This is a genomic window from Ureibacillus sp. FSL K6-2830 (assembly GCF_038004145.1).
Lineage (GTDB): Bacteria > Bacillota > Bacilli > Bacillales_A > Planococcaceae > Ureibacillus > Ureibacillus thermosphaericus.
In genome coordinates, this window is the sequence record NZ_JBBOQR010000001.1 from 889,842 (window position 1) to 909,045 (window position 19,204).

General features: G+C 36.2%; 18 protein-coding genes. 6 read left to right on the forward strand and 12 right to left on the reverse strand.

The window, feature by feature from the left end; all coding sequences use genetic code 11:
* Positions 1-3: 3 nt before the first annotated feature.
* Both secA and NSU17_RS04425 read right to left on the reverse strand, forming a co-directional pair.
* Positions 4-2,508, reverse strand: coding sequence for a preprotein translocase subunit SecA (gene secA / locus NSU17_RS04420; RefSeq protein WP_016838028.1), 2,505 nt, complete (start codon positions 2,506-2,508; stop codon positions 4-6).
* A gap of 181 nt (positions 2,509-2,689) precedes the next feature.
* Positions 2,690-4,033 (reverse strand): ISLre2 family transposase, encoded by a 1,344-nt coding sequence (locus tag NSU17_RS04425; protein WP_340704274.1) that lies wholly within the window; start codon positions 4,031-4,033, stop codon positions 2,690-2,692.
* A gap of 352 nt (positions 4,034-4,385) precedes the next feature.
* Between NSU17_RS04425 and NSU17_RS04430 the strand changes: the two genes are divergently transcribed.
* Positions 4,386-5,507 (forward strand): RNA-guided endonuclease InsQ/TnpB family protein, encoded by a 1,122-nt coding sequence (locus tag NSU17_RS04430; protein ID WP_096550461.1) that lies wholly within the window; start codon positions 4,386-4,388, stop codon positions 5,505-5,507.
* Positions 5,508-5,791: 284 nt separating this feature from the next.
* Positions 5,792-6,019 (forward strand): VOC family protein, encoded by a 228-nt coding sequence (locus tag NSU17_RS04435; protein WP_340704383.1) that lies wholly within the window; start codon positions 5,792-5,794, stop codon positions 6,017-6,019.
* A 63-nt stretch (positions 6,020-6,082) separates the two neighbouring features.
* Here the strand turns inward: NSU17_RS04435 and thiD are convergent, their stop codons facing one another.
* Together thiD and NSU17_RS04445 are read right to left on the reverse strand one after the other, a co-directional pair.
* Positions 6,083-6,913, reverse strand: a complete 831-nt coding sequence (gene thiD, locus NSU17_RS04440; RefSeq protein WP_340704384.1) for a bifunctional hydroxymethylpyrimidine kinase/phosphomethylpyrimidine kinase — start codon at positions 6,911-6,913, stop codon at positions 6,083-6,085.
* A 1,537-nt stretch (positions 6,914-8,450) separates the two neighbouring features.
* On the reverse strand, positions 8,451-9,566 hold the full coding sequence (locus tag NSU17_RS04445) for an IS4 family transposase (RefSeq protein ID WP_096549683.1): 1,116 nt from the start codon (positions 9,564-9,566) through the stop codon (positions 8,451-8,453).
* Between the two features lie 474 nt (positions 9,567-10,040).
* On the opposite strand from NSU17_RS04445, the gene NSU17_RS04450 reads away from it, so the two are divergent.
* Positions 10,041-10,937, forward strand: coding sequence for a DMT family transporter (locus NSU17_RS04450; RefSeq protein ID WP_340435539.1), 897 nt, complete (start codon positions 10,041-10,043; stop codon positions 10,935-10,937).
* 237 nt (positions 10,938-11,174) lie between these two features.
* Here NSU17_RS04450 and NSU17_RS04455 read toward each other — a convergent pair whose 3' ends face one another.
* Positions 11,175-11,618, reverse strand: coding sequence for a hypothetical protein (locus NSU17_RS04455; protein ID WP_016838018.1), 444 nt, complete (start codon positions 11,616-11,618; stop codon positions 11,175-11,177).
* Positions 11,619-11,814: 196 nt separating this feature from the next.
* On the opposite strand from NSU17_RS04455, the gene NSU17_RS04460 reads away from it, so the two are divergent.
* The 3 genes from NSU17_RS04460 to NSU17_RS04470 all read left to right on the forward strand — a co-directional run bounded on the left by NSU17_RS04460 (position 11,815) and on the right by NSU17_RS04470 (position 13,199).
* Positions 11,815-12,051, forward strand: a complete 237-nt coding sequence (locus NSU17_RS04460; protein ID WP_340704385.1) for a hypothetical protein — start codon at positions 11,815-11,817, stop codon at positions 12,049-12,051.
* A 19-nt stretch (positions 12,052-12,070) separates the two neighbouring features.
* A complete protein-coding gene (locus NSU17_RS04465) occupies positions 12,071-12,646 on the forward strand; it encodes a hypothetical protein (RefSeq protein WP_340704386.1) in 576 nt (191 codons plus the stop codon).
* A 316-nt stretch (positions 12,647-12,962) separates the two neighbouring features.
* Positions 12,963-13,199 (forward strand): hypothetical protein, encoded by a 237-nt coding sequence (locus NSU17_RS04470; protein WP_340704387.1) that lies wholly within the window; start codon positions 12,963-12,965, stop codon positions 13,197-13,199.
* A 186-nt stretch (positions 13,200-13,385) separates the two neighbouring features.
* On the opposite strand, the gene NSU17_RS04475 is transcribed toward NSU17_RS04470, so the two are convergent.
* The 7 genes from NSU17_RS04475 to NSU17_RS04505 all read right to left on the reverse strand — a co-directional run bounded on the left by NSU17_RS04475 (position 13,386) and on the right by NSU17_RS04505 (position 18,843).
* Positions 13,386-13,517: a hypothetical protein gene (locus NSU17_RS04475; RefSeq protein ID WP_340704388.1), complete on the reverse strand. Its 132-nt coding sequence runs from the start codon at positions 13,515-13,517 to the stop codon at positions 13,386-13,388.
* A 159-nt stretch (positions 13,518-13,676) separates the two neighbouring features.
* Positions 13,677-14,231 carry a ribosome hibernation-promoting factor, HPF/YfiA family gene (gene hpf / locus NSU17_RS04480; protein WP_340435530.1) on the reverse strand — a complete coding sequence of 185 codons (555 nt, stop codon included), beginning with the start codon at positions 14,229-14,231 and terminating at the stop codon, positions 13,677-13,679.
* 120 nt (positions 14,232-14,351) lie between these two features.
* Positions 14,352-14,744 (reverse strand): PilZ domain-containing protein, encoded by a 393-nt coding sequence (locus NSU17_RS04485; protein ID WP_340704389.1) that lies wholly within the window; start codon positions 14,742-14,744, stop codon positions 14,352-14,354.
* A 221-nt stretch (positions 14,745-14,965) separates the two neighbouring features.
* Positions 14,966-15,370: a flagellar export chaperone FliS gene (gene fliS, locus NSU17_RS04490; RefSeq protein ID WP_340704390.1), complete on the reverse strand. Its 405-nt coding sequence runs from the start codon at positions 15,368-15,370 to the stop codon at positions 14,966-14,968.
* A gap of 93 nt (positions 15,371-15,463) precedes the next feature.
* Complete coding sequence (locus tag NSU17_RS04495; RefSeq protein ID WP_340704391.1) at positions 15,464-15,823, reverse strand: flagellar protein FliT; 360 nt, start codon at positions 15,821-15,823, stop codon at positions 15,464-15,466.
* A 22-nt stretch (positions 15,824-15,845) separates the two neighbouring features.
* Positions 15,846-18,467, reverse strand: coding sequence for a flagellar filament capping protein FliD (gene fliD, locus NSU17_RS04500; RefSeq protein WP_340704392.1), 2,622 nt, complete (start codon positions 18,465-18,467; stop codon positions 15,846-15,848).
* Positions 18,468-18,486: 19 nt separating this feature from the next.
* Positions 18,487-18,843, reverse strand: a complete 357-nt coding sequence (locus NSU17_RS04505; RefSeq protein ID WP_340704393.1) for a flagellar protein FlaG — start codon at positions 18,841-18,843, stop codon at positions 18,487-18,489.
* Positions 18,844-19,204: the final 361 nt, after the last annotated feature.

A 19,204-nucleotide genomic window follows, 5' to 3' on the forward strand; every position in this document is an offset into this window, starting at 1 on the left:
GAATTAAGATACTGCACCATGGCAGTTTTTATACTTCTTGCCGCTGCCGCATGGACATGGATCGTTTCGACCAATGTCTTGCTTTTTACGAATCGGCTGGCGTTTTGGTTTTTCCTCTTCTTTCGGATTCACTGCTTGACCTTTCGCCACTTCTTCCCGCTCCAGGTTATTGCGAATTTGGGCTTTCATTGCATACTTCGTGACATCTTCACGAATCGCAGCAATCATCTCTTCAAACATCGCAAATCCTTCTTGCTCATATTCACGAAGCGGATCTGTTTGACCATAAGCACGAAGATGAATACCTTGACGCAGTTGGTCCATTGCATCAATATGGTCAATCCATTTCGTATCGATGGAACGAAGTAAAATAACTTTTTCAAATTCACGCATACGTTCTGGCGTCAATTGTTCTTCTTTTTCATTGTAACGAGCCATTGCAGCAGCAAAGATGTAATCAATCATTTCTTCCGGTGATTTACCATGAAGATCATTTACAGTAATATCTCCCTCATCCAGAAGGTTTGCTTTAATATAATCTTCAATTGCTTTAAAGTTCCATTCTTCTTTATTTCCAGAAGTATACGTATGGACTATATTTTCAATTGATTCGCGAATCATGTGTTCCACAACTTCGCGCATATTTTCTGATTCTAAAACAGCATTCCGCTCTTTATAGATGACTTCACGCTGTTGACGCAACACTTCATCGTATTGTAACAAACGTTTACGAGCGTCAAAGTTATTTCCTTCTACGCGTTTTTGTGCAGATTCAACCGCTTTCGATACCATTTTTGACTGAATTGGTTGGGAATCATCCATCCCAAGTTTCGTCATCATGGCTTTCATGCTATCTGAACCGAAGCGGCGCATTAAATCGTCTTCAAGGGATAAATAGAATTGAGTAATCCCTGGATCTCCTTGACGTCCGGAACGACCGCGCAACTGATTATCAATGCGGCGAGATTCGTGACGTTCTGTACCGATTACTGCAAGTCCGCCAAGCTCTTTTACACCTTCACCGAGCTTGATATCCGTACCACGACCAGCCATGTTCGTCGCAATCGTCACAGCACCTTTTTGACCAGCTTGAGCGATGATTTCAGCTTCTCGTTCGTGGTTCTTTGCATTTAATACGTTGTGTGGAATTTTATGTTTCTTTAACAATTCTGAAATAATTTCAGACGTTTCAATCGCTACAGTACCAACAAGAACCGGCTGCCCTTTCTCGTGACGTTCCGCAATATCTTTTACAACAGCTTCAAACTTCCCTTGCATTGTTGCGAAAATAAGGTCTGGTTTGTCAATACGGGCTATTGGTTTGTTTGTTGGAATGACAACAACATTCATATTATAAATATTTCTAAATTCTTCTTCTTCCGTTTTTGCTGTACCTGTCATACCAGCTAATTTCTTATACATACGGAAGTAGTTTTGGAATGTGATGGTTGCCATTGTCATCGATTCGTTTTGGATTTCCACGCCTTCTTTTGCTTCAATCGCCTGGTGAAGACCATCTGAATAACGACGACCTTTCATTAAACGGCCAGTGAAGCTGTCAACAATCACTACTTCTCCATCTTGCACAACATAATCGACGTCTCTTTGCATTGAAACATGGGCTTTTAAGGATTGATTAATTGCATGAAGCAAACGAACGTGAGCCAAATCATATAAGTTGTCGATTCCGAAAGCTTTTTCCGCTTTCGTCATACCGCTTTCTGTAAGCGTAACCCCTTTAGTCGATTCATCGTAAGTGTAATCTTCATCCTTTTTTAACATGCGAACAAAGGCATTTGCTTGCACATAAAGTTTTGCCGAACGACCCGCATGTCCAGAAATGATTAATGGCGTTCTTGCTTCATCAATTAAAATCGAGTCCACCTCGTCAATAACGGCAAAGTTTAATGGGCGTTGCACACGGTCTTCTTTATAAAGCACCATGTTATCGCGCAAATAGTCAAAGCCCAGTTCATTATTTGTACTGTATGTAATGTCCGCTGCATAAGCTTCACGCTTTTCTTCTTTCGTCAAGCTATTTAAATTGAGCCCAACAGACAAACCTAAAAATTCATATAATTTACCCATTTCAGTGGCGTCACGTTTTGCCAAATATTCATTGACTGTTACAACATGTACACCTTCACCAGTGAGGGCATTCAAATAAACCGCCATTGTGGAAGTTAACGTTTTCCCTTCCCCGGTTTTCATTTCAGCGATGTTACCGTCATGTAGTACAGCCGCCCCCATCACTTGCACGCGATAAGGATACATGCCAAGCACTCTTCGGGAAGCTTCGCGACAAACAGCGAAAGCTTCAGGTAATAAGTCATCTAAAGTTTCACCGTTTTGATAACGAGATTTAAATTCTTCTGTTTTATTTTGAAGTGCTTCATCAGAAAGCTGTTCCATTTGTGGTGCTAATGCATCCACTTGGTCAGCAATTTTATTTAATTTCTTCAATTCTTTTTTGTTGAAATCAAATAATTTATTTAAAATATTTACCATTGAAAACATTCACTTCCCATTCAGTCTTAACTTTCATTTTATCATTGGTAGTATAATGGTGCAAATACACGCCTTTAACTGATTGAGTCAAGTATTTGTGGGCAACTTTTTTAATTGCTATTTTTTGAAAGCGAATTCACTTTTTCAGGGTACTCTCTTGGTAAAAAATTCTTCTTTTTTTTTAAAAACCAGTCAGTGCTTTTAGGGCTTTGTATATGGGAGTATTGGCTTTACCTTTCAAGTATAGGAGATTGTCTCTTGTGGCTTCTCCAACTGTGCTTGTCACCTTTTCAACATAATGTTTCGGAGGATTCTTTTCTCCCTTGGTTTCTGTCCATCTTTCGACTTTCCCAAATAATGTTTTCAATGCCAGATTGTCTAGGAAAGCCACCAATCCAGTAATCATGGCACTTACGCCTTTTTCTACCCAGCTACGTCCGTTTTTGAGTCTTTTTGCGAAGACACTCATTGTTCCCTCGGCACTTCCCATTGGACGCATTCCTTTGGTGTCAATACCTTGTTCTCGGAGCCACTTCCGGTAATCCCCGAGGGCTTCAGGATATTTTTCTAGTTGACGAATCAATTGTTCAAGACGTTCTTCCTGATCCTCTGTCTCTAGTGTTCCAACAGCACTGTTTAATTCCGTAAGTAGTTTCTGACTGTCATAGGAAGCTAGTGCCTTTTGCATTTGGCGATAGCGAGGATGCTTACGGAATAAGCTGCGAATATCCCTTGCCACGTGGAAACGGTCAATTGAAAAGAATGCCCTGCCTTTAAAATGGTCTCGACAGGCTGTAATCCATCCGGCACCATCCCCGTTTATTACTAGCTTATGGACAGTTGGGTCATACTCGAAGTTTTCAATGAGAAAATCCTCAAACGCCTCCCAAAATGGCTGATTCCCACGGTGAATAAAATGGCGTTTGTCTTTCAAACTTACTCGTTTTCCGTTGATTTCCCAGCCCTGATGAACCGCTGCAATTTTTTCTTCCTTGCCCCGTTTTCCTTTTCCTTGACGTTTCACATATAGGCCGTCTACTTCCACGAATAGGACAGGATAGTTTACAGGCTGTCGCTCTTTTGGGATACTTTCAATCTGTAACAGATGTTGACGTATAGCTTCGTGACTAATCACTCGGTATCCTAAAAGTGTTTCAAGCGTGCGTTCTGCCTTTCGATAGGATGGCCCCGTAATGGCAAGCTCTAGAGCCGCTTCTTCTATCAGCGGACTAAAGGAGCCTGTCCCTTCGAATTCCAAAAAGCGATCAAGCAGATAGACATATTCACCTTTCTCCCTGTCTCGGTAGTAGTTCCGTTTCACCTTTATTTCGCCAAAAAGACTGATAATAGTGGTAGTACGCTTATCGAGTAGACGATAACGCTTTTTATTTCGTTCTTCAGCAATCTGCTTGTCCATGTCCTCTAATAGTGTTTTCATGACCTCTGAGAAGGTTTCCTGTAATTGCCTCCAAACTAATTGCTCAATCTGTTTTAAATTTGGATATACTGTGTTATTCTTTTGCATGAGGGTTACCTCCTTTGGTGGTGTGGTTTTTGTCGACTATAATTCTACCAAGGAGTAACCCTCCTTTTCATGTTTCTTGCTTAAATCCTACCGCGCTTTCGCTTGGTGGCCCCTTCATTTGGTGAACGATCTTTCGATCCTTCACCAAATGAAGGGGGTTAATTTTGCCTACAAACATTTTACTCATACCCTTTAACTTTTTCCGACAGAAGTCTCCCATCCTCAAGGAATGTGAAGGGCGATAGCCCAATGAGTAGGTGGGAGATGAATGTCGGTTGGCGATAGCCAAAACTTATGGTACAATAAACAAAAAAGAGAACTAGTGTTCGTGGTTAAAGTAAGGTGATTTGATATGACCAAGCAAAACAAAGCCTTCAAGTTTCGCATATATCCAAATGAAGAACAGAAAGAGTTATTGGAAAAAACGTTTGGTTGTGTTCGCTTTGTCTACAATAAGATGTTGGCAGAACGTAAAGAAATATATGAAAAGTTCAAAGACGACAAAGAGAAGCTTAAAGAACAAAAGTTTCCGACACCGGCAAAGTACAAAGATGAATTCCCATTCCTAAAAGAAGTGGATTCTTTAGCTTTAGCCAACGCACAAATCCATTTACAAAATGCTTATAAGAACTTTTTTGAAGGTCGTGCAGAGTTCCCTAAATTCAAAAGTAAAAAACACAAGCAATCCTATACAACCAATATGGTCAATGGAAATATTAAGATTGAAGATGGTCATATCAAATTACCAAAGTTCAAAAAGCCGCTGAAAATGAAGCAACATAGAGAGATTCCTGCTGATTACAAAATCAAATCTTGCACTATTTCGAAAACAAAGACAGGCAAATACTATATTTCGATTTTGACAGAATATGAGAAAGAAACTACTAAAGTAAACATTCAACATGTGGTTGGATTAGATTTTGCTATGGATGTTCTGTATGTCGATAGTGAAGAGGGTAAGAGAGCCAATTATCCTCGTTTCTATCGACAAGCATTGAAAAAATTAGCGAAGGAACAACGTATTTTGTCACGCAGGAAGAAAGGTTCTAATCGTTGGCACAAACAGCGACTGAAAGTAGCGAACTTACATGAAAAGGTTGCAAACCAACGAAGAGACTTTTTACACAAATTGTCCCATCATCTTGCAAGCAAGTACGATTGTGTTGTTGTCGAAGACCTCAACATGAAGGGAATGTCACAAGCCCTACATTTTGGTAAAAGTGTTACTGATAACGCATGGGGGATGTTTACAACATTTCTCCAATACAAGTTAGAAGAGCAAGGGAAAAAGCTTATCAAAATAGATAAATGGTTTCCATCATCCAAAACTTGTTCATGTTGCGGTCGAGTAAAGGAGTCTCTATCTCTTTCTGAGCGTACATTTCGCTGTGATTGTGGTTTTGTGGCAGACCGTGATTGGAACGCTTCTATCAATATCAAACATGAAGGATTGCGGCTGTTAGGGTTAGTATAGTAAAAAGAACTCTTGGAACGAGAGGGATAGCTCGGTCTATTTCCCATCATGAGATGGGATTACCCGAGAAGCCCCCTCCTCTAAGCGAAGCGTAGGTGGCGGGTAGTTCACTTATTGGAAAAAACGGCTAATGATATAACAGTAAATGATAAAGAGGGTCGAAATGGAGAAGCCTTACATACAAACGTACGGAGAAGTTTACCAAGACAATTCAGAGTTTAACATGCCGGAAGAAGCAAAAAATCTATATGCATGCTAATCTAAACGTACGTGGCAGTCGACTAATGTTTTCCGATACATTTCCAGGCAACCCTTATACAATAGGCAATAATATTACTGTCGCCTTCATTGATGATGATTTGAATTTTATGAAAAGGGCATTTGAGATGTTGAAAGAAGGGGGCAAAGTGGAAATGGAACTACAAGAAACGTTTTGGAGCGAATCTTACGGATCACTAACTGACAAATTCGGAGTAAATTGGCAATTCAATCACGAAAGCAAAGAGCAATAAAGAAGAAAAGGCAGTCTATTGTTGAAAATGAATCAACATATACTGCCTATTTCATTCACTCCATTATATTCCAACTTCTGTCATCGTAACTTCATCTTCATCGTACATCTTATAGGCACGGTGATCAATCATCCCCGGTACCACTTCAAATGGAATGAAGCGTTTAATACCGGCAGTGACGAATTTTTTCGCATTGAACACTGCTTCCTCAATTGATTTTCCTTTTGCCAGTTCCGCTGTGATTGCTGCTGAATATGAACAGCCTGCCCCATTTGTATGGATTGTATCGATTCGTGGAGCTTCCAATTTTATCATTTTATGACCATCATACAATACATCAATAGCTGGTCCTTCTAAACGTCCTCCTTTTACAAGAACATACTTTGGACCAAGTTTTAAAAGATCTCTTGCTGCATCCTGCAAATCCGCAACTGATGTAATTTCTTGTCCATTAAGTAAATAAGTTGCTTCCGGCATGTTTGGTGTAATAATTGTTGCTTGAGGGATCAGTTTCGATTTCAGCGTTTCCATCGCATCAAAATCAAGTAAAGGAGACCCGAATTTACCGAACATTACCGGATCAACCACGATATTTTGAATGTTAGTTGTCTCCAACCAATCGGAAACAAGTTCGATAATTTCCTTTGAGAAAAGCATTCCCGTTTTTAATGCATCTAAATCCTCTTGTTCATTGATAATGAGGAGTTGTGCTTCAATTGCATCTAAAGATTGAATGAATAAACTTTTTTCTTTGTTTGGATGTTTTGCATTGATGGCAGTGATGGCTGTAAAACCGTACACCCCAAGCTCTTGGAAAGTTTTTAAATCCGCTTGAATGCCGGCACCACTGCGGGCTGCAGCACCTGCAACTGTACATACTTTCGCTATTGTCATGTCTATTTCTCCTTTTGCTAATACCAAGTCAATCTATACTTGATTTTAAGGTTTTTAATAGAGGAATGGAAATATTCAGATTAGGCAATTTGATTGGGGTCAGATTTGTTGCGGGAGATCCTAATTACGTGTTTGAATTCAAACTTATGGAGAGTGATTTGAAAATATACTGGGAAAACTTGCGGGTTTGGCAGAAACACTTGCAAGTAAGCAAAATTCTATTATCAAGAACAAAATAATATCAGGATCACCCTATGTATTGGAAAATGCAACTGCTGCTTGTTGAGATATTAGCCAAATCTAATAAGATCATTGCCAACTACGCCTAGATATTAGCCATCCTCCTAAAGATATTTGCCATTCAAAAAAATTCCTGCTTCTGCGATTAAGATATTAGTCATTCTCCATTCGATAATAGTCAACTTCGCAGAGATATTAGTCATTCTCAAGAAGATATTTGCCAATCCAAAATATCCTCGCTTCTGCAAGTGCGATATTAGTCAAACTCCCAGCGATATTGGTCAACTTCGCCGAAATATTAGCCATTCTTGAAAAGATATTTGCCATTCAAAAAAATTCCTGCTTCTGCGAGTGGGATATTAGTCAAACTCCCAGCGATATTGGCCAACTTCGCCTAGATATTGGCCATCCTCCAAAAGATATTTGCCAATCGAAAATATCCTCGCTTCTGCAAGTGCGATATTAGTCAAACTCCCAACAATATTGGCCAACTACGCCTAGATATTAGCCATTCTCAGAAAAATATTTGCCATTCAAAAAATTTCCTGCTTCTGCGATTAAGATATTAGTCATTCTCCATTCGATATTGGCCAACTACGCCTAGATATTAGCCATCCTCCGAAAGATATTTGCCAATCGAAAATATTTCTGCTCTGACGATTAGGATATTAGTCAATCTCCATTCGATATTAGTCAACTTCGCCGAAATATTAGCCATTCTCGGAAAGATATTTGCCATTCGAAAAATTTCCTGCTTCTGCGAGTGGGATATTAGTCAATCTCTGTTCGATATTAGTCAACTTCGCCGAAATATTAGACATTCTCGGAAAGATATTTGCCAATTGAAAAAATTCCTGCTCTGACGATTCGGATATTAGTCATTTTCCATTCGATATTAGTCAACTTCGCCTTGATATTAGCCATTCTCAGAAAAATATTTGCCATTCGAAAAATTTCCTGCTTCTGCGAGTGGGATATTAGTCAATCTCTGTTCGATATTAGTCAACTTCGCCGAAATATTAGCCATTCTCGGAAATATATTTGCCATTCGAAAATTTTCCTGCTTCTGCAAGTGCGATATTAACCAATTTCCAATCGATATTGGCCAACTACGCCTAGATATTGGCCACTTTCACGAAAATATTTGCCAACATTAGCATTGCATAAATATAGTTAGAATTTTCTGTTAATTAATTTTTGTGAATTTGTGCCAAAAAGACAAAACCTAAAGAAAGGTGGCACTGCCCATTTGGTAAATATATACAGTTAAACCAGAGCGACAACGACAAAAGGGAGATTATGGACTGGCTCGCCCATCAAATTTTCGCAACCAAACATAAGCTGGTTTCCACAGAGCTCTCTTTAACCAACGAGTAATTCGAAGTAGAGATTTCTTACTTTTCATCTCCAATTGAATGAGAACATGTAAGCAATACGTGATAAGGGCTAAGAAAATTTGATTTTGAATAGCTGTTTCACTCATTCCATAAAAGTGCTTAATTTCTACGTGTTGCTTGAGCCATTTGAAAAAGAGTTCAATAGCCCAGCGAGATCGGTAAATATCACTTATCTCTTCTGGTTTTAAATCAAATCGGTTGGTGATGAAACGAAGTAAGTTCCCTTTTGTGTCCATAACTTCTAGTAGACGAAAGACATTTTCAGTACGATTTTGTGTGGTACCAATGTAGACCATTTTATCGGATAGAACGTGACAATCATCAGGAAGTGAAAATGTATAGACTTCACGAATGACTGCGTTTTTCTTCAGTCTTGAAACGAAGAAATAGCCATCATCTGTCATCCGATCAAAACGTTCATAGTCCACATAACCGCGGTCAAACACATACATGGCTTCTTTATCATCCACTAGGACTTCGAGTTGATTTCGGTCATGTTCTTTTGCTGTCGTAATCACTGCTTTTTCAGGATAGACGGTGTCTTTATCCATGAAAACGAGCCGTAAGTGTAGCTTTACACCAGCTTTTGTTTTACGGAATTTTGCCCATTTATAATTGGTCAAATTCAACGGGAGTGTACTTGAATCAATGATTTTCAGTGGCATATTCTTTCCGGTTTTATAATGGTACCGTTGAATTTTCCAAACAAGATCCAAGAACAAATTTGCAAGAATTAGTGGGTTGATCTGATTGTTTTTTCGGGATAGCTGAGAGGCACTTATCGATTCAAATCCGAGTGCTTTTTGAAGATCTTCGTCTACAAGTGCATCACTCATTTCCTCTAAGCTCTTAAATTCGAGCAGCTGGGCTACCAATAAAAGTTTAATATAGGCTTCTGTTGTCAGCTTTTTTGTGTAATAGTCCTGTTTCAATTCTTTGACTTGTTCGCTAAGTTTTTGAATATTTATGGGTGAAACCCATTTACCAAATGATGAAATTAGTGTATTCTTGTCCATAACGTTTATCCTTTACGATTGGATTTGGACAGGAACCACCTGTACTTCCATTGTAAAGGATTTTTTTGTTTCGAAATCAATAAAAAATTGAACATTCTTAGTATTTTGAATCATCAGATTTAATTAGTGCAATGCTAGTGATTTGCCAATAAAAAAATCATTTCCGCCATCATTTTAACCACAAATCATTCATCCTTTAATAGCAATTCTCTTCAAAAGACCTTACCCACTAAGCACCTACTACTGCATCTCAACATATACTAATGGGCACAGCTGGATTACGTATTTCAGAAAAAATGCTTATCAAATCATGCGAAAGAAATTTTGATAAATTCGATTGATTAAGCTGAATTCTTCATCATTTGGAGGTTTTAGTTGCCTCAGATAAAGTTATTAAACACAATTCAATTTTCCTCTAATAAACTCATAAACCTCACTCCAAAAACTAATTACATCATGGAAGAAGGTTGCTCATTGACAGAAAGTAAGAATCCGCTCGTCTCCTATTTACTTCTTGCATTGTTAATTATCATTTGGGGAGTTAGCTGGCCTATCTATAAACATGGCGTTAACTTCATGCCCCCACTCCTCTTTGCTGGAATCCGTTCATTTATCGCAGGAATTATTTTGTTAACCCTTGCTTGGAAAATGCGGCATCTCTTGAAATTTAAAGAACATTGGAAGTTTTACGTAATCTCAGCAATATTAAATAACATTCTCTACCTGGGACTTCAAACAGTTGGCATGGTGTATTTGCCAGGTGGATTATTTTCTGTACTAGTATACTTTCAACCAGTTATTCTGGGCATTTTATCTTGGTGGTTGTTGAATGAAGATATGACCGTTACGAAAATATTTGGCTTAGTGCTCGGATTTATCGGGATTGTGCTTGTAAGCATTGACGGATTAATTATCCACCTTTCTGCCATTGGTGTTGCACTCGCCCTCGCCACAGCTCTTGCTTGGGCAAGTGGAGTCGTATTTGTCAAAAAATTAAAATCCAGAGTCGACTTTTATTGGATGGTCGTTATGCAATTGATACTCGGTGGGGGATCGCTACTTGTTTTAGGATATTTCTTAGAAAATATCAATGCCATCGTTTGGAACATTGACTTAATCAGTACCATTATTTGGGGCGGAACAGCAGGAATGGCCGCGGGGCAAGTGATTTATTTTAAATTAATGAATGAAGGTGAAGCAAGCAAAGTCGGTTCCTACACCTTTTTAGTACCTATTATTTCAGTGGTTGTCAGTGCTATTTTTTTGAATGAAGCCATCACAAAAAATTTATTTATCGGCATGATTTTAGTAGGATCAAGCATCTATTTAGTAAATAAACAAATAGAAAAAACTAAAACTTTGGAAGAATAGTGCTGTTTTATTAAAATAGCGAAGACATCCTGATTTGGACACCTTCGCTAATCATCTCTATTCCGCTTCAACACCATATAATCAAGAATAACAAACTTCAAATAAAAACCACTCTAAAATGCCTCAACACCAACTTCAACACCGCTATTACTACTTCTTCATCCAACCACTGAAAAATTTACCTTTTCCATATCATCTCCTTTCAATATGTTATCTATAGCTAAATTAAATTAGTTACTATTTAAATTGTCCCGTTAATCTAAATCCGATTTCCGCAATCAATGTAGCTAACAAGAAAGTTCCCGTGTACACAAAAAGTGATACGACAACAATTCGCCAGCCGAGCTTTTTAAATTCTTTTAAATCTTTTCCAAATGATAGACCCGCATAAGCTAAAATTGGAGTTGCTAACGCCATAAAGTTAATTTGCGTTGTGGCATCTACAATTGTTTGTTGCCAAGGGAAAATCGCTGAAGTCACAAATAACGCAATAACGGACACCCAAATAACTACTGGAATTTTTAATGGAACAATTTTTTCAATGGCATAACCTAAAATCGTAATTGCCGCAATAATCATCATTCCAGGTAAAGCATCAATTGGAGAGACACCATATCCAATCCAGTTCCCTACTATCGCAATGATTCCAATCAATATGAACGTTAATGTTTTATCCAACATATATGTGTACCCCCACTTAGCTCAATTAATTTTCACCATCTGTTTGAATTCTAGAACGTCTCCCCAAGATTGGTTCCAAATGTTTATATAAGAAATTTGTAAATGGTAGAGAGAAAACAACGCATACAAACGTACCAACAATCGTTGTAATTAAGTTAGCAGCCCCAGCAAACAAACGAAATATGCAGTTACTTGTTTGACAAGTGTTGCCTATGAACTTCAAAAACGTCAAGTTCCAGTGATGCGCATTAAACCAACGTACGCTGCAATCTCAATGACAATCGAAATATTAAGCGCAAAATTAGAACAATTAATTAGCAATGAGCTGAAAACCATTGCCATACTAGTCAAATGGCATGAAGCAGATCGCCGTCCAAAAAATCGATATACATTTTATAAGCAAAAAATTAAAGTTCCAAGAAGCCATTATTAATTTTTGTGAGAAATATGAAATGTCACTCACTTTCGAAAACGATTTCAAAGCCATACTTTATACAAATCAATCAATTTTAAAAGAACTTACCAAAAATGATAAAGTGTTCCCTTTTACAAAAGAGATTGAGGAAATTTTAGGAACGAGAATCTCGATTGGCATCGGTGTTGGAAATGATGCAGCGCGTGCTGAAATTTATGCAAATCAGGCGTTAAAATTTGCTGAATCAAAGCATGCTTCAACCACGTACTTAGCTTATCAACATGGCAAGATTATAGGGCCATTAAACAGTGAAGAAGTGGAACCCCTTTCCTTTTCAACGCATTTGAATAATCGTCATTTACAAGATATTGCAAAGAAGACTTCATTAAGTGCCATAACCATTTCAAAATTACGATCACTTATTCAAAACCAAGACCACCCTTATATTACAAGCCATCAAATTGCCGAAGCATTTGACATATCATTGCGCACTGCCAATCGCATATTACACACATTAGAAAGCTATCGATTCGCGAAAGTAATTGGTGAAGAACAACCTCCTGGAAGAGGTAGACCAAGAAAGCTATACGAACTGAAATTGACGGAAGAGTGATTTGATTTCGGATTTGGCTATTATTTTCCCTGGATTGACTATTATCTCGGCCGAGTTGGCTATTATCTTATTGGATTTGACTATTATCCTTTTTTTGCTGGTTTGGGTTTTTGGCTTTGGCTATTATTTTACCTAGATTGACTATTATCTCGGCCGAGTTGACTATTATCTTATGGGATTTGACTATTATCTCATCTCTGCTGGAGCGAATTTTTGGCTTTGGCTATTATCTTATCTGGGTTGACTATTATCTCGGCCGAGTTGGCTATTATCCCTTTGAATTTGACTATTATCTCATCTCTGTTGGAGCAAATTTTTGGCTTTGGCTATTATTTTACCTAGATTGACTATTATCTCGGCCGAGTTGGCTATTATCTCTTTGAATTTGACTATTATCTCATCTCTGCTGGAGCAAATTTTTAGCTTTGGCTATTATTTTACCTGGGTTGACTATTATCTTGAGCAGGTTGGCTATTATCTTATTGGATTTGACTATTATCCTTTTTTTGCTGGAGCAAATTTTTGGCTTTGGCTATTATTTTACCTAGATTGACTATTATCTCGGGCGAGTTGGTTATTATCTCGGCCGAGTTGGTTATTATTTTCTCGTTTCTAACTACCATCCTATCCTTTGATTTTTTTTGCTCTTCTTACAATTTTTACTTACACTCCATATATCTATTCGGTATTCGTTCAATCGTGTGGTTAGCTCCATTGCTGGATTAGAAAAACACCTTGCTCAGGCAAATTGCTTCTCAACTTGTATAGATAACTCCTTATTTTTGAGAGGACCACGACTCGTTGAGGGTGGAGTTGAATCAGAATCGGATTCCAAATTGACAGGGACGATATTTAGTTTTTCAACTGCCAAACAAAAACACCTCCTCTGTAATCGATAACTCTATCTTACAGGGAGGTACGATCGATTGATATGCGTCGTTTGAATTCGGGCTTACCATTGTATAATGCTTTCTACATGCGAAAATGGAAAATCCCCCTGCCTAAAGCAGAGGGAATAGGGGTCTATTAATTAATTTGTTTCAATTAAACCGTATTTTCCGTCTTTGCGTCTATATACGATGTTTGTATTGTTTGTTTCTGCATCTGTATAAACATAAAAGTCATGCCCGAGCAAGTTCATTTGGAGAATGGCTTCATCTTCATCCATTGGTTTTAAGTCAAACTGTTTTGTACGAACAATTTCAAAATCTTCATCTTTGCTGCTATCATTGTTATTTGGAGCAACATTATTAGCAAAATAAACGCCTACTCCTTCGCGATCCCGAAGTTTGCGGTTGACTTTTGTTTTATGTTTACGAATTTGTCGTTCGAGTTTATCTACAATTAAGTCAATACCCGCATACATATCTTCATGGCGCTCTTCAGCACGAAGCGTTAAGTTTTTTAACGGAATGGTTACTTCCACTTTTGTTTTCTTATCGTTATACACTTTCAAGTTTACATTGGCAGAAGCATTAACTCCTTCATTGAAATATTTTTCAATTTTCTGAACTTTGTTGATGACGTAATCTCGAATAGCTGGAGTTACTTCAATGTTTTCACCGCGAATGTTAAAGTTTAGCATGTAAACTCCTCCTTTATTGACCCTATGTAAATTATATTCTACATAAGTTTGCAAATTCCTTCTAGAAACTATGTATTCTTTTTAGGAATTCGACAAATTTTTTACCTTTTAAAAACCGATCTATTTTTTTGAAATAACTTCTTTTCTTCTCCGGCGCTTCATTTCGCTAATAATCAATTCTTCAATATCTGGTTGATTTTCAAATTGCAATCCAAAATGAGCACCCGTACCAAAAAGTTTACACCAGCGTACATAACCAATTGCTTGAATTCTTGTAATATCCAAAACAAAATGCATCTGAAACTGGAACGATTCAGGAGGAATGTTGTATATTTTAGAAATATCTGAGTTCGTATACACTTTCATTCCCCGAGGACTAATATCAATAATTTTACATGGATGCATCTCACTATCAATCCGACGTCCGTTTACAAGCACCGAAAATTCAGCATCTAATGGTTGATTAAAAACGAACCGAAACGCCTCTTTGCGCTTATATTTTTTAGATATCATATTCATTCCTCCAAATTAATAACGTCTCTTTTCAATTACTTTTTATTATAAATCACTTTAATAAAAAGGAAATATACACCATAATAATTAATATTTTCTTCACAAAAATTGTGACAAGTTAAAGATGGAACAAGCCCTTGAAAAAATAAAAAACGCCTTACATCCGAAATATAGGGTTGTAAGGCGTTTTAAGATCCAAATGATTAGTAAACTTATTCCGACTACACTTGCTGCACATTTTGATATTGCTGTTGGCGATTCGTTTTAATGACTTCTTTCCAAGTGTCGCGAAATTCCGTTGCCAGCCCAATCACTTCATCTACACTTTCAATATCATTATGAATGTTTGCATCGATTAAACGGCGATTCATGTATTCATATAATGGATAAATTTGTTTGGATATTTCATATTCCATGTTGAGCGTAACCATTAATTCCGTAATGATATTTTGGGCTTTTTGAAGATTGGTATTTTTTTCTTCAATGTTTTTTTCTTCGATTGCCTTTCTAGCCAAATTCAAAAATTTAATACATCCATTGTAAAGCATTAATGTCAGTTCGCCAGGGGAAGCTGTATTGATACTGTTTTGTTTGTACGCATTATATGCGTTATTATGTAATGTCATATAAGACACTCCTTTAATCACTAAGTAAAAAACCCTATGAGTTTTTTACTATCATTTTATCATAGAAGATAATTCTTTTTTAGTTTCCCTCAATTATTTTTTCTTATCGTAATACATGCCGTCCATCACTTGCACGTTTGCATAAGGATTTACATATTGTTTTTCATGTTTTTTCGTCTTTTGAAGATTTTTCATGTCCATTTTAATAACTTCCATCACTTTGTATAACCGATTTTTTATACCTGCATCTAATTCCTTAAGTAGTACATGGATTTTGTTTTGTGAATCTAATTGAACATTATTGTGAACAAGCAATTCAATTAACTTTCCACGCTCATCCAATAATCGGCCAATCTCTTGAATAAATTCATTCCGATGATCACCATTTGGAACTGATTCTAATAATTTATATAGTTTAGCTGAAATTTGAAGTAATCTTTGTTGAGTATCCATGTAAAAATTCCCCGATCATTTATTAATAACTACTATAGAACTGACCCATTAGCATTGCTGATTGATGATTAGCTTTACTAATCATTTTCTCCATCAAAGAGAATTGATTCCAATATCGTGTTTCTATTTCAACTAATTTAGCTTTCCATTTTTCAATTTGACCATCTACGTCTCTCAAATATCTTCCAATAGTGTATTGGGTTTGCGTCATTGAAGAACGTCCCGCACGAAGTTCTATTTTTTCTTTTATACTATCAAAAGTTGCTCTAAGTTTTTGGAGATATCCTCGAGTATCAACTTCTCTTTCTTCTCCATTAACGATAACTTTATCCTTTAATTTTCCATTACTATTAGACAATAAAGTAGCAACAGCATCAGGATCTTCTTCAAGTGCGGCTCTTAGTTTATCTTCGTCAATTTCTAAAGTACCACCGGATAGATAATTCTTTGAAGTAGTTATTCCGATACTAAATAAAGTATTAAATTTCTCATTTACTACGCCGTAGTTTGTTTCGTAAATTAATGCACGGATTGCTGACAATCCTTCTCTAATAATATCATCATTGCGTAAAACACCGCTTTTTGCCTTTTTCTCCCAAAGCTCTATCTCATGTTCGCTCATTTCTTTTCTTTGGGCAGCAGTGAGTGGCTTATAATCCCTATATTTTTCTTCTTTAATTAAATTATTTAAATCTGTAATCAGTCCATTTAAAGTATTAACAAAATCTTTAATCTTTGTAATTATTTCTTCAACATTTGTAGTAGAAGTTACACTTATTGGTGCAGAAATCATTGGAGGCTCAGTTGCTCCAGTGTTTTTTAATTCATTTGCTTTATCAAATGTTGCTTGAGCAATCGCATGACGTTCAACACTAGCTTGATATGCCTTTTCAGCTTTTTCTAAATTTGATTTTGCTGTATCATGCACAAACTGAATAGCTGCTAAATTACTTAAATTTTCTAAAAGGGATTCTAAGTCTTCACTAGGAGTATTTTTTATAATATTTTCCAACACCGTTCTTTGCGTAGCACTTAATCCCTCTAATTTTTCTTTAAGAGATTCTTCTAAGCCTTCAAATGGATTTTCATCATCAAAATTTATAGTTGAAATCGCTGTGATTTCATCCTCTGATAATTCCTTAAGGAAAGTTATGCCTAAATTATTATAATTTTTCTTTAACTCTTCAACTTTTGCTTGGCCAATATAATCATCAATGTTTTCAACAATAGAAACCAATTGGTTTAAGGAAAACTTTTTAAGTTTATTTCGTAATGATTCATCACTTATAGAATCTAAAATGTTTTCCAAAGTATCTTCTTCATTAATCGTCAAGCTCTTCAATTCAGCAATTTCATCTGCTTTTAACTGGATAAAGAAATTGTTATCGTTAATATCTAAAAATTGAGCGTATTTTTTATAACTCTCTAATTGGGATAATTCTAGTGAATCTAATAATAGAAGTTGCTCTCTATTTAAGGTTTTCAACTTATTTTTTAAACTCGTAGAGAGCGAAGAATTACTGATAATATTTTTGATCTCTTCATCTGTCAAATTCTCATCTAAAGTTATGTTTTGTATTTCAATCATTTCATCAGTAGTTAAATTTTTAAAGAAACTAACATTATTAAACGTTTTAAATGTGTTTAGATTATCATAATCTAAAAAACTATCGGCAAATATTAGGTTATATTGTGTAACGTAATTTGAGATAACAGTTCCTGAATAAGCATTTATTGCATTCTGTAGAGCCTGATATTTTAGTGCTTTATCTGTTTCAGCATTTGTTAACTCAATTTGTGCAGCCTGCAAGTAATCATCGATCATATTTTGACTATCTTGAGTACTAAAGGTTTTATTCAAAGTAACATTGTAACCTGAAACGGAAAAGGAGTTAGAAGAACGTTCAGTTATAATTCCATTTACTTTGAAAATTGCGTTTTTCCCTTCAACAGTAACAATATTATCTGGATCAGAAAATCCTAATGCTTTGAAAACATTTTTACCAGATGTTATTACAATTTCTTGTCCATCTTTTACATCACCAGTATTTTTGGCTGTAATTGAGAATCTTCCATTTTCAAAAATAACATTAACACCAGCATTACTTTTATTAATTTTATTTATAAATTCATTGATTGTCATATCATGTGTAAATTCAATTTTTGTTGGTGTAGATGCTAATTTTCCATCTTTTTGTATTGCTTGAATTTCTATATATAAATCTGTAACAGGTTCTGCATCTGGATTATCAGCTAAATAACTTTGAAAAAGTTCACCTAAAGTTGTTGATCCAATTGCATTAATTTGATTTCCAATTCCTCTTGCAGCAGTAGCTAATTGAAATACTCCTTCGATAGACAATGTACCAGCTGCTGAGCCTGTAGCTGTTGCAGTTACATAATCTGAATTGGAAGATGTAGCAGTTTTGGAATTAATCCCTTTTAGGATTAAATTATCTGCAATATACTTATCCAAAGTTTGGAGCTTTGTATTAACCTCTCTATATGCATCTCGTTGCCATTCATAAACTTGCTTTTTTTGTTCTAATTTATCTAATGGTAATCGTTCTACTGCCATTAATTTTTCAACGATACTATCAATATCCATCCCTGAGGCTAGACCGCCGATTCTCATTGTTGACATGGTTCAACCACTCCAATTATTAGATTTTTTTATCGATAATAATTCCAGCTAATTTTTGCATTTCATAATAAACATCTAACAGTTTCTTAGGAGGAATTTCTCGTACAACTTCCTCCGTATCTGAATTTATTAATTGAATATAATACTCTCCTAGTTCTTCGTGGTACATATATTTTAATTCGCTATGATTGACTTTGATAAATTCGTTTATCGATTGAATTGCACGCTGTATTTGTTCCTCAGAAGCAATTATTCGACCATCAGTATTGTGAGCTGCCGCTTTTTCTACTTCCCCATCATTCGATATAGGCAAATTAGAATCTACTGTATTAAATAAAGACACTTTATCCATCGCACTTTGAGCATCAACGCGCATGTGTATTCCTCCAAATTAAAGATTCTTACTTTTTTTATCGGATGGGAGTTTAATTGTTTTAGATGAGAAGCTGGGATTAAGGGGAATTCTTTGCGTTTTGATGATAATTTGTGAGATGGAGAAGTTACTAAAAAGCTTTAATTAAAGGTCTTTTATGATTCGTTAACTTAACATTTTACACTTATGGACAACAATTAAATCATTGAATATGGCTTTAAATCGTCACGCAAATGGGAAAGATTGAAGATAATATAGACCGGATCCTACAAGAGTATTTCTTACGATATTTAATGAAGATTTGATATACTCATTGGCAAAATAATTTTAGAGAAATTAAAAAAGCTTAGAGGAATATCTATTT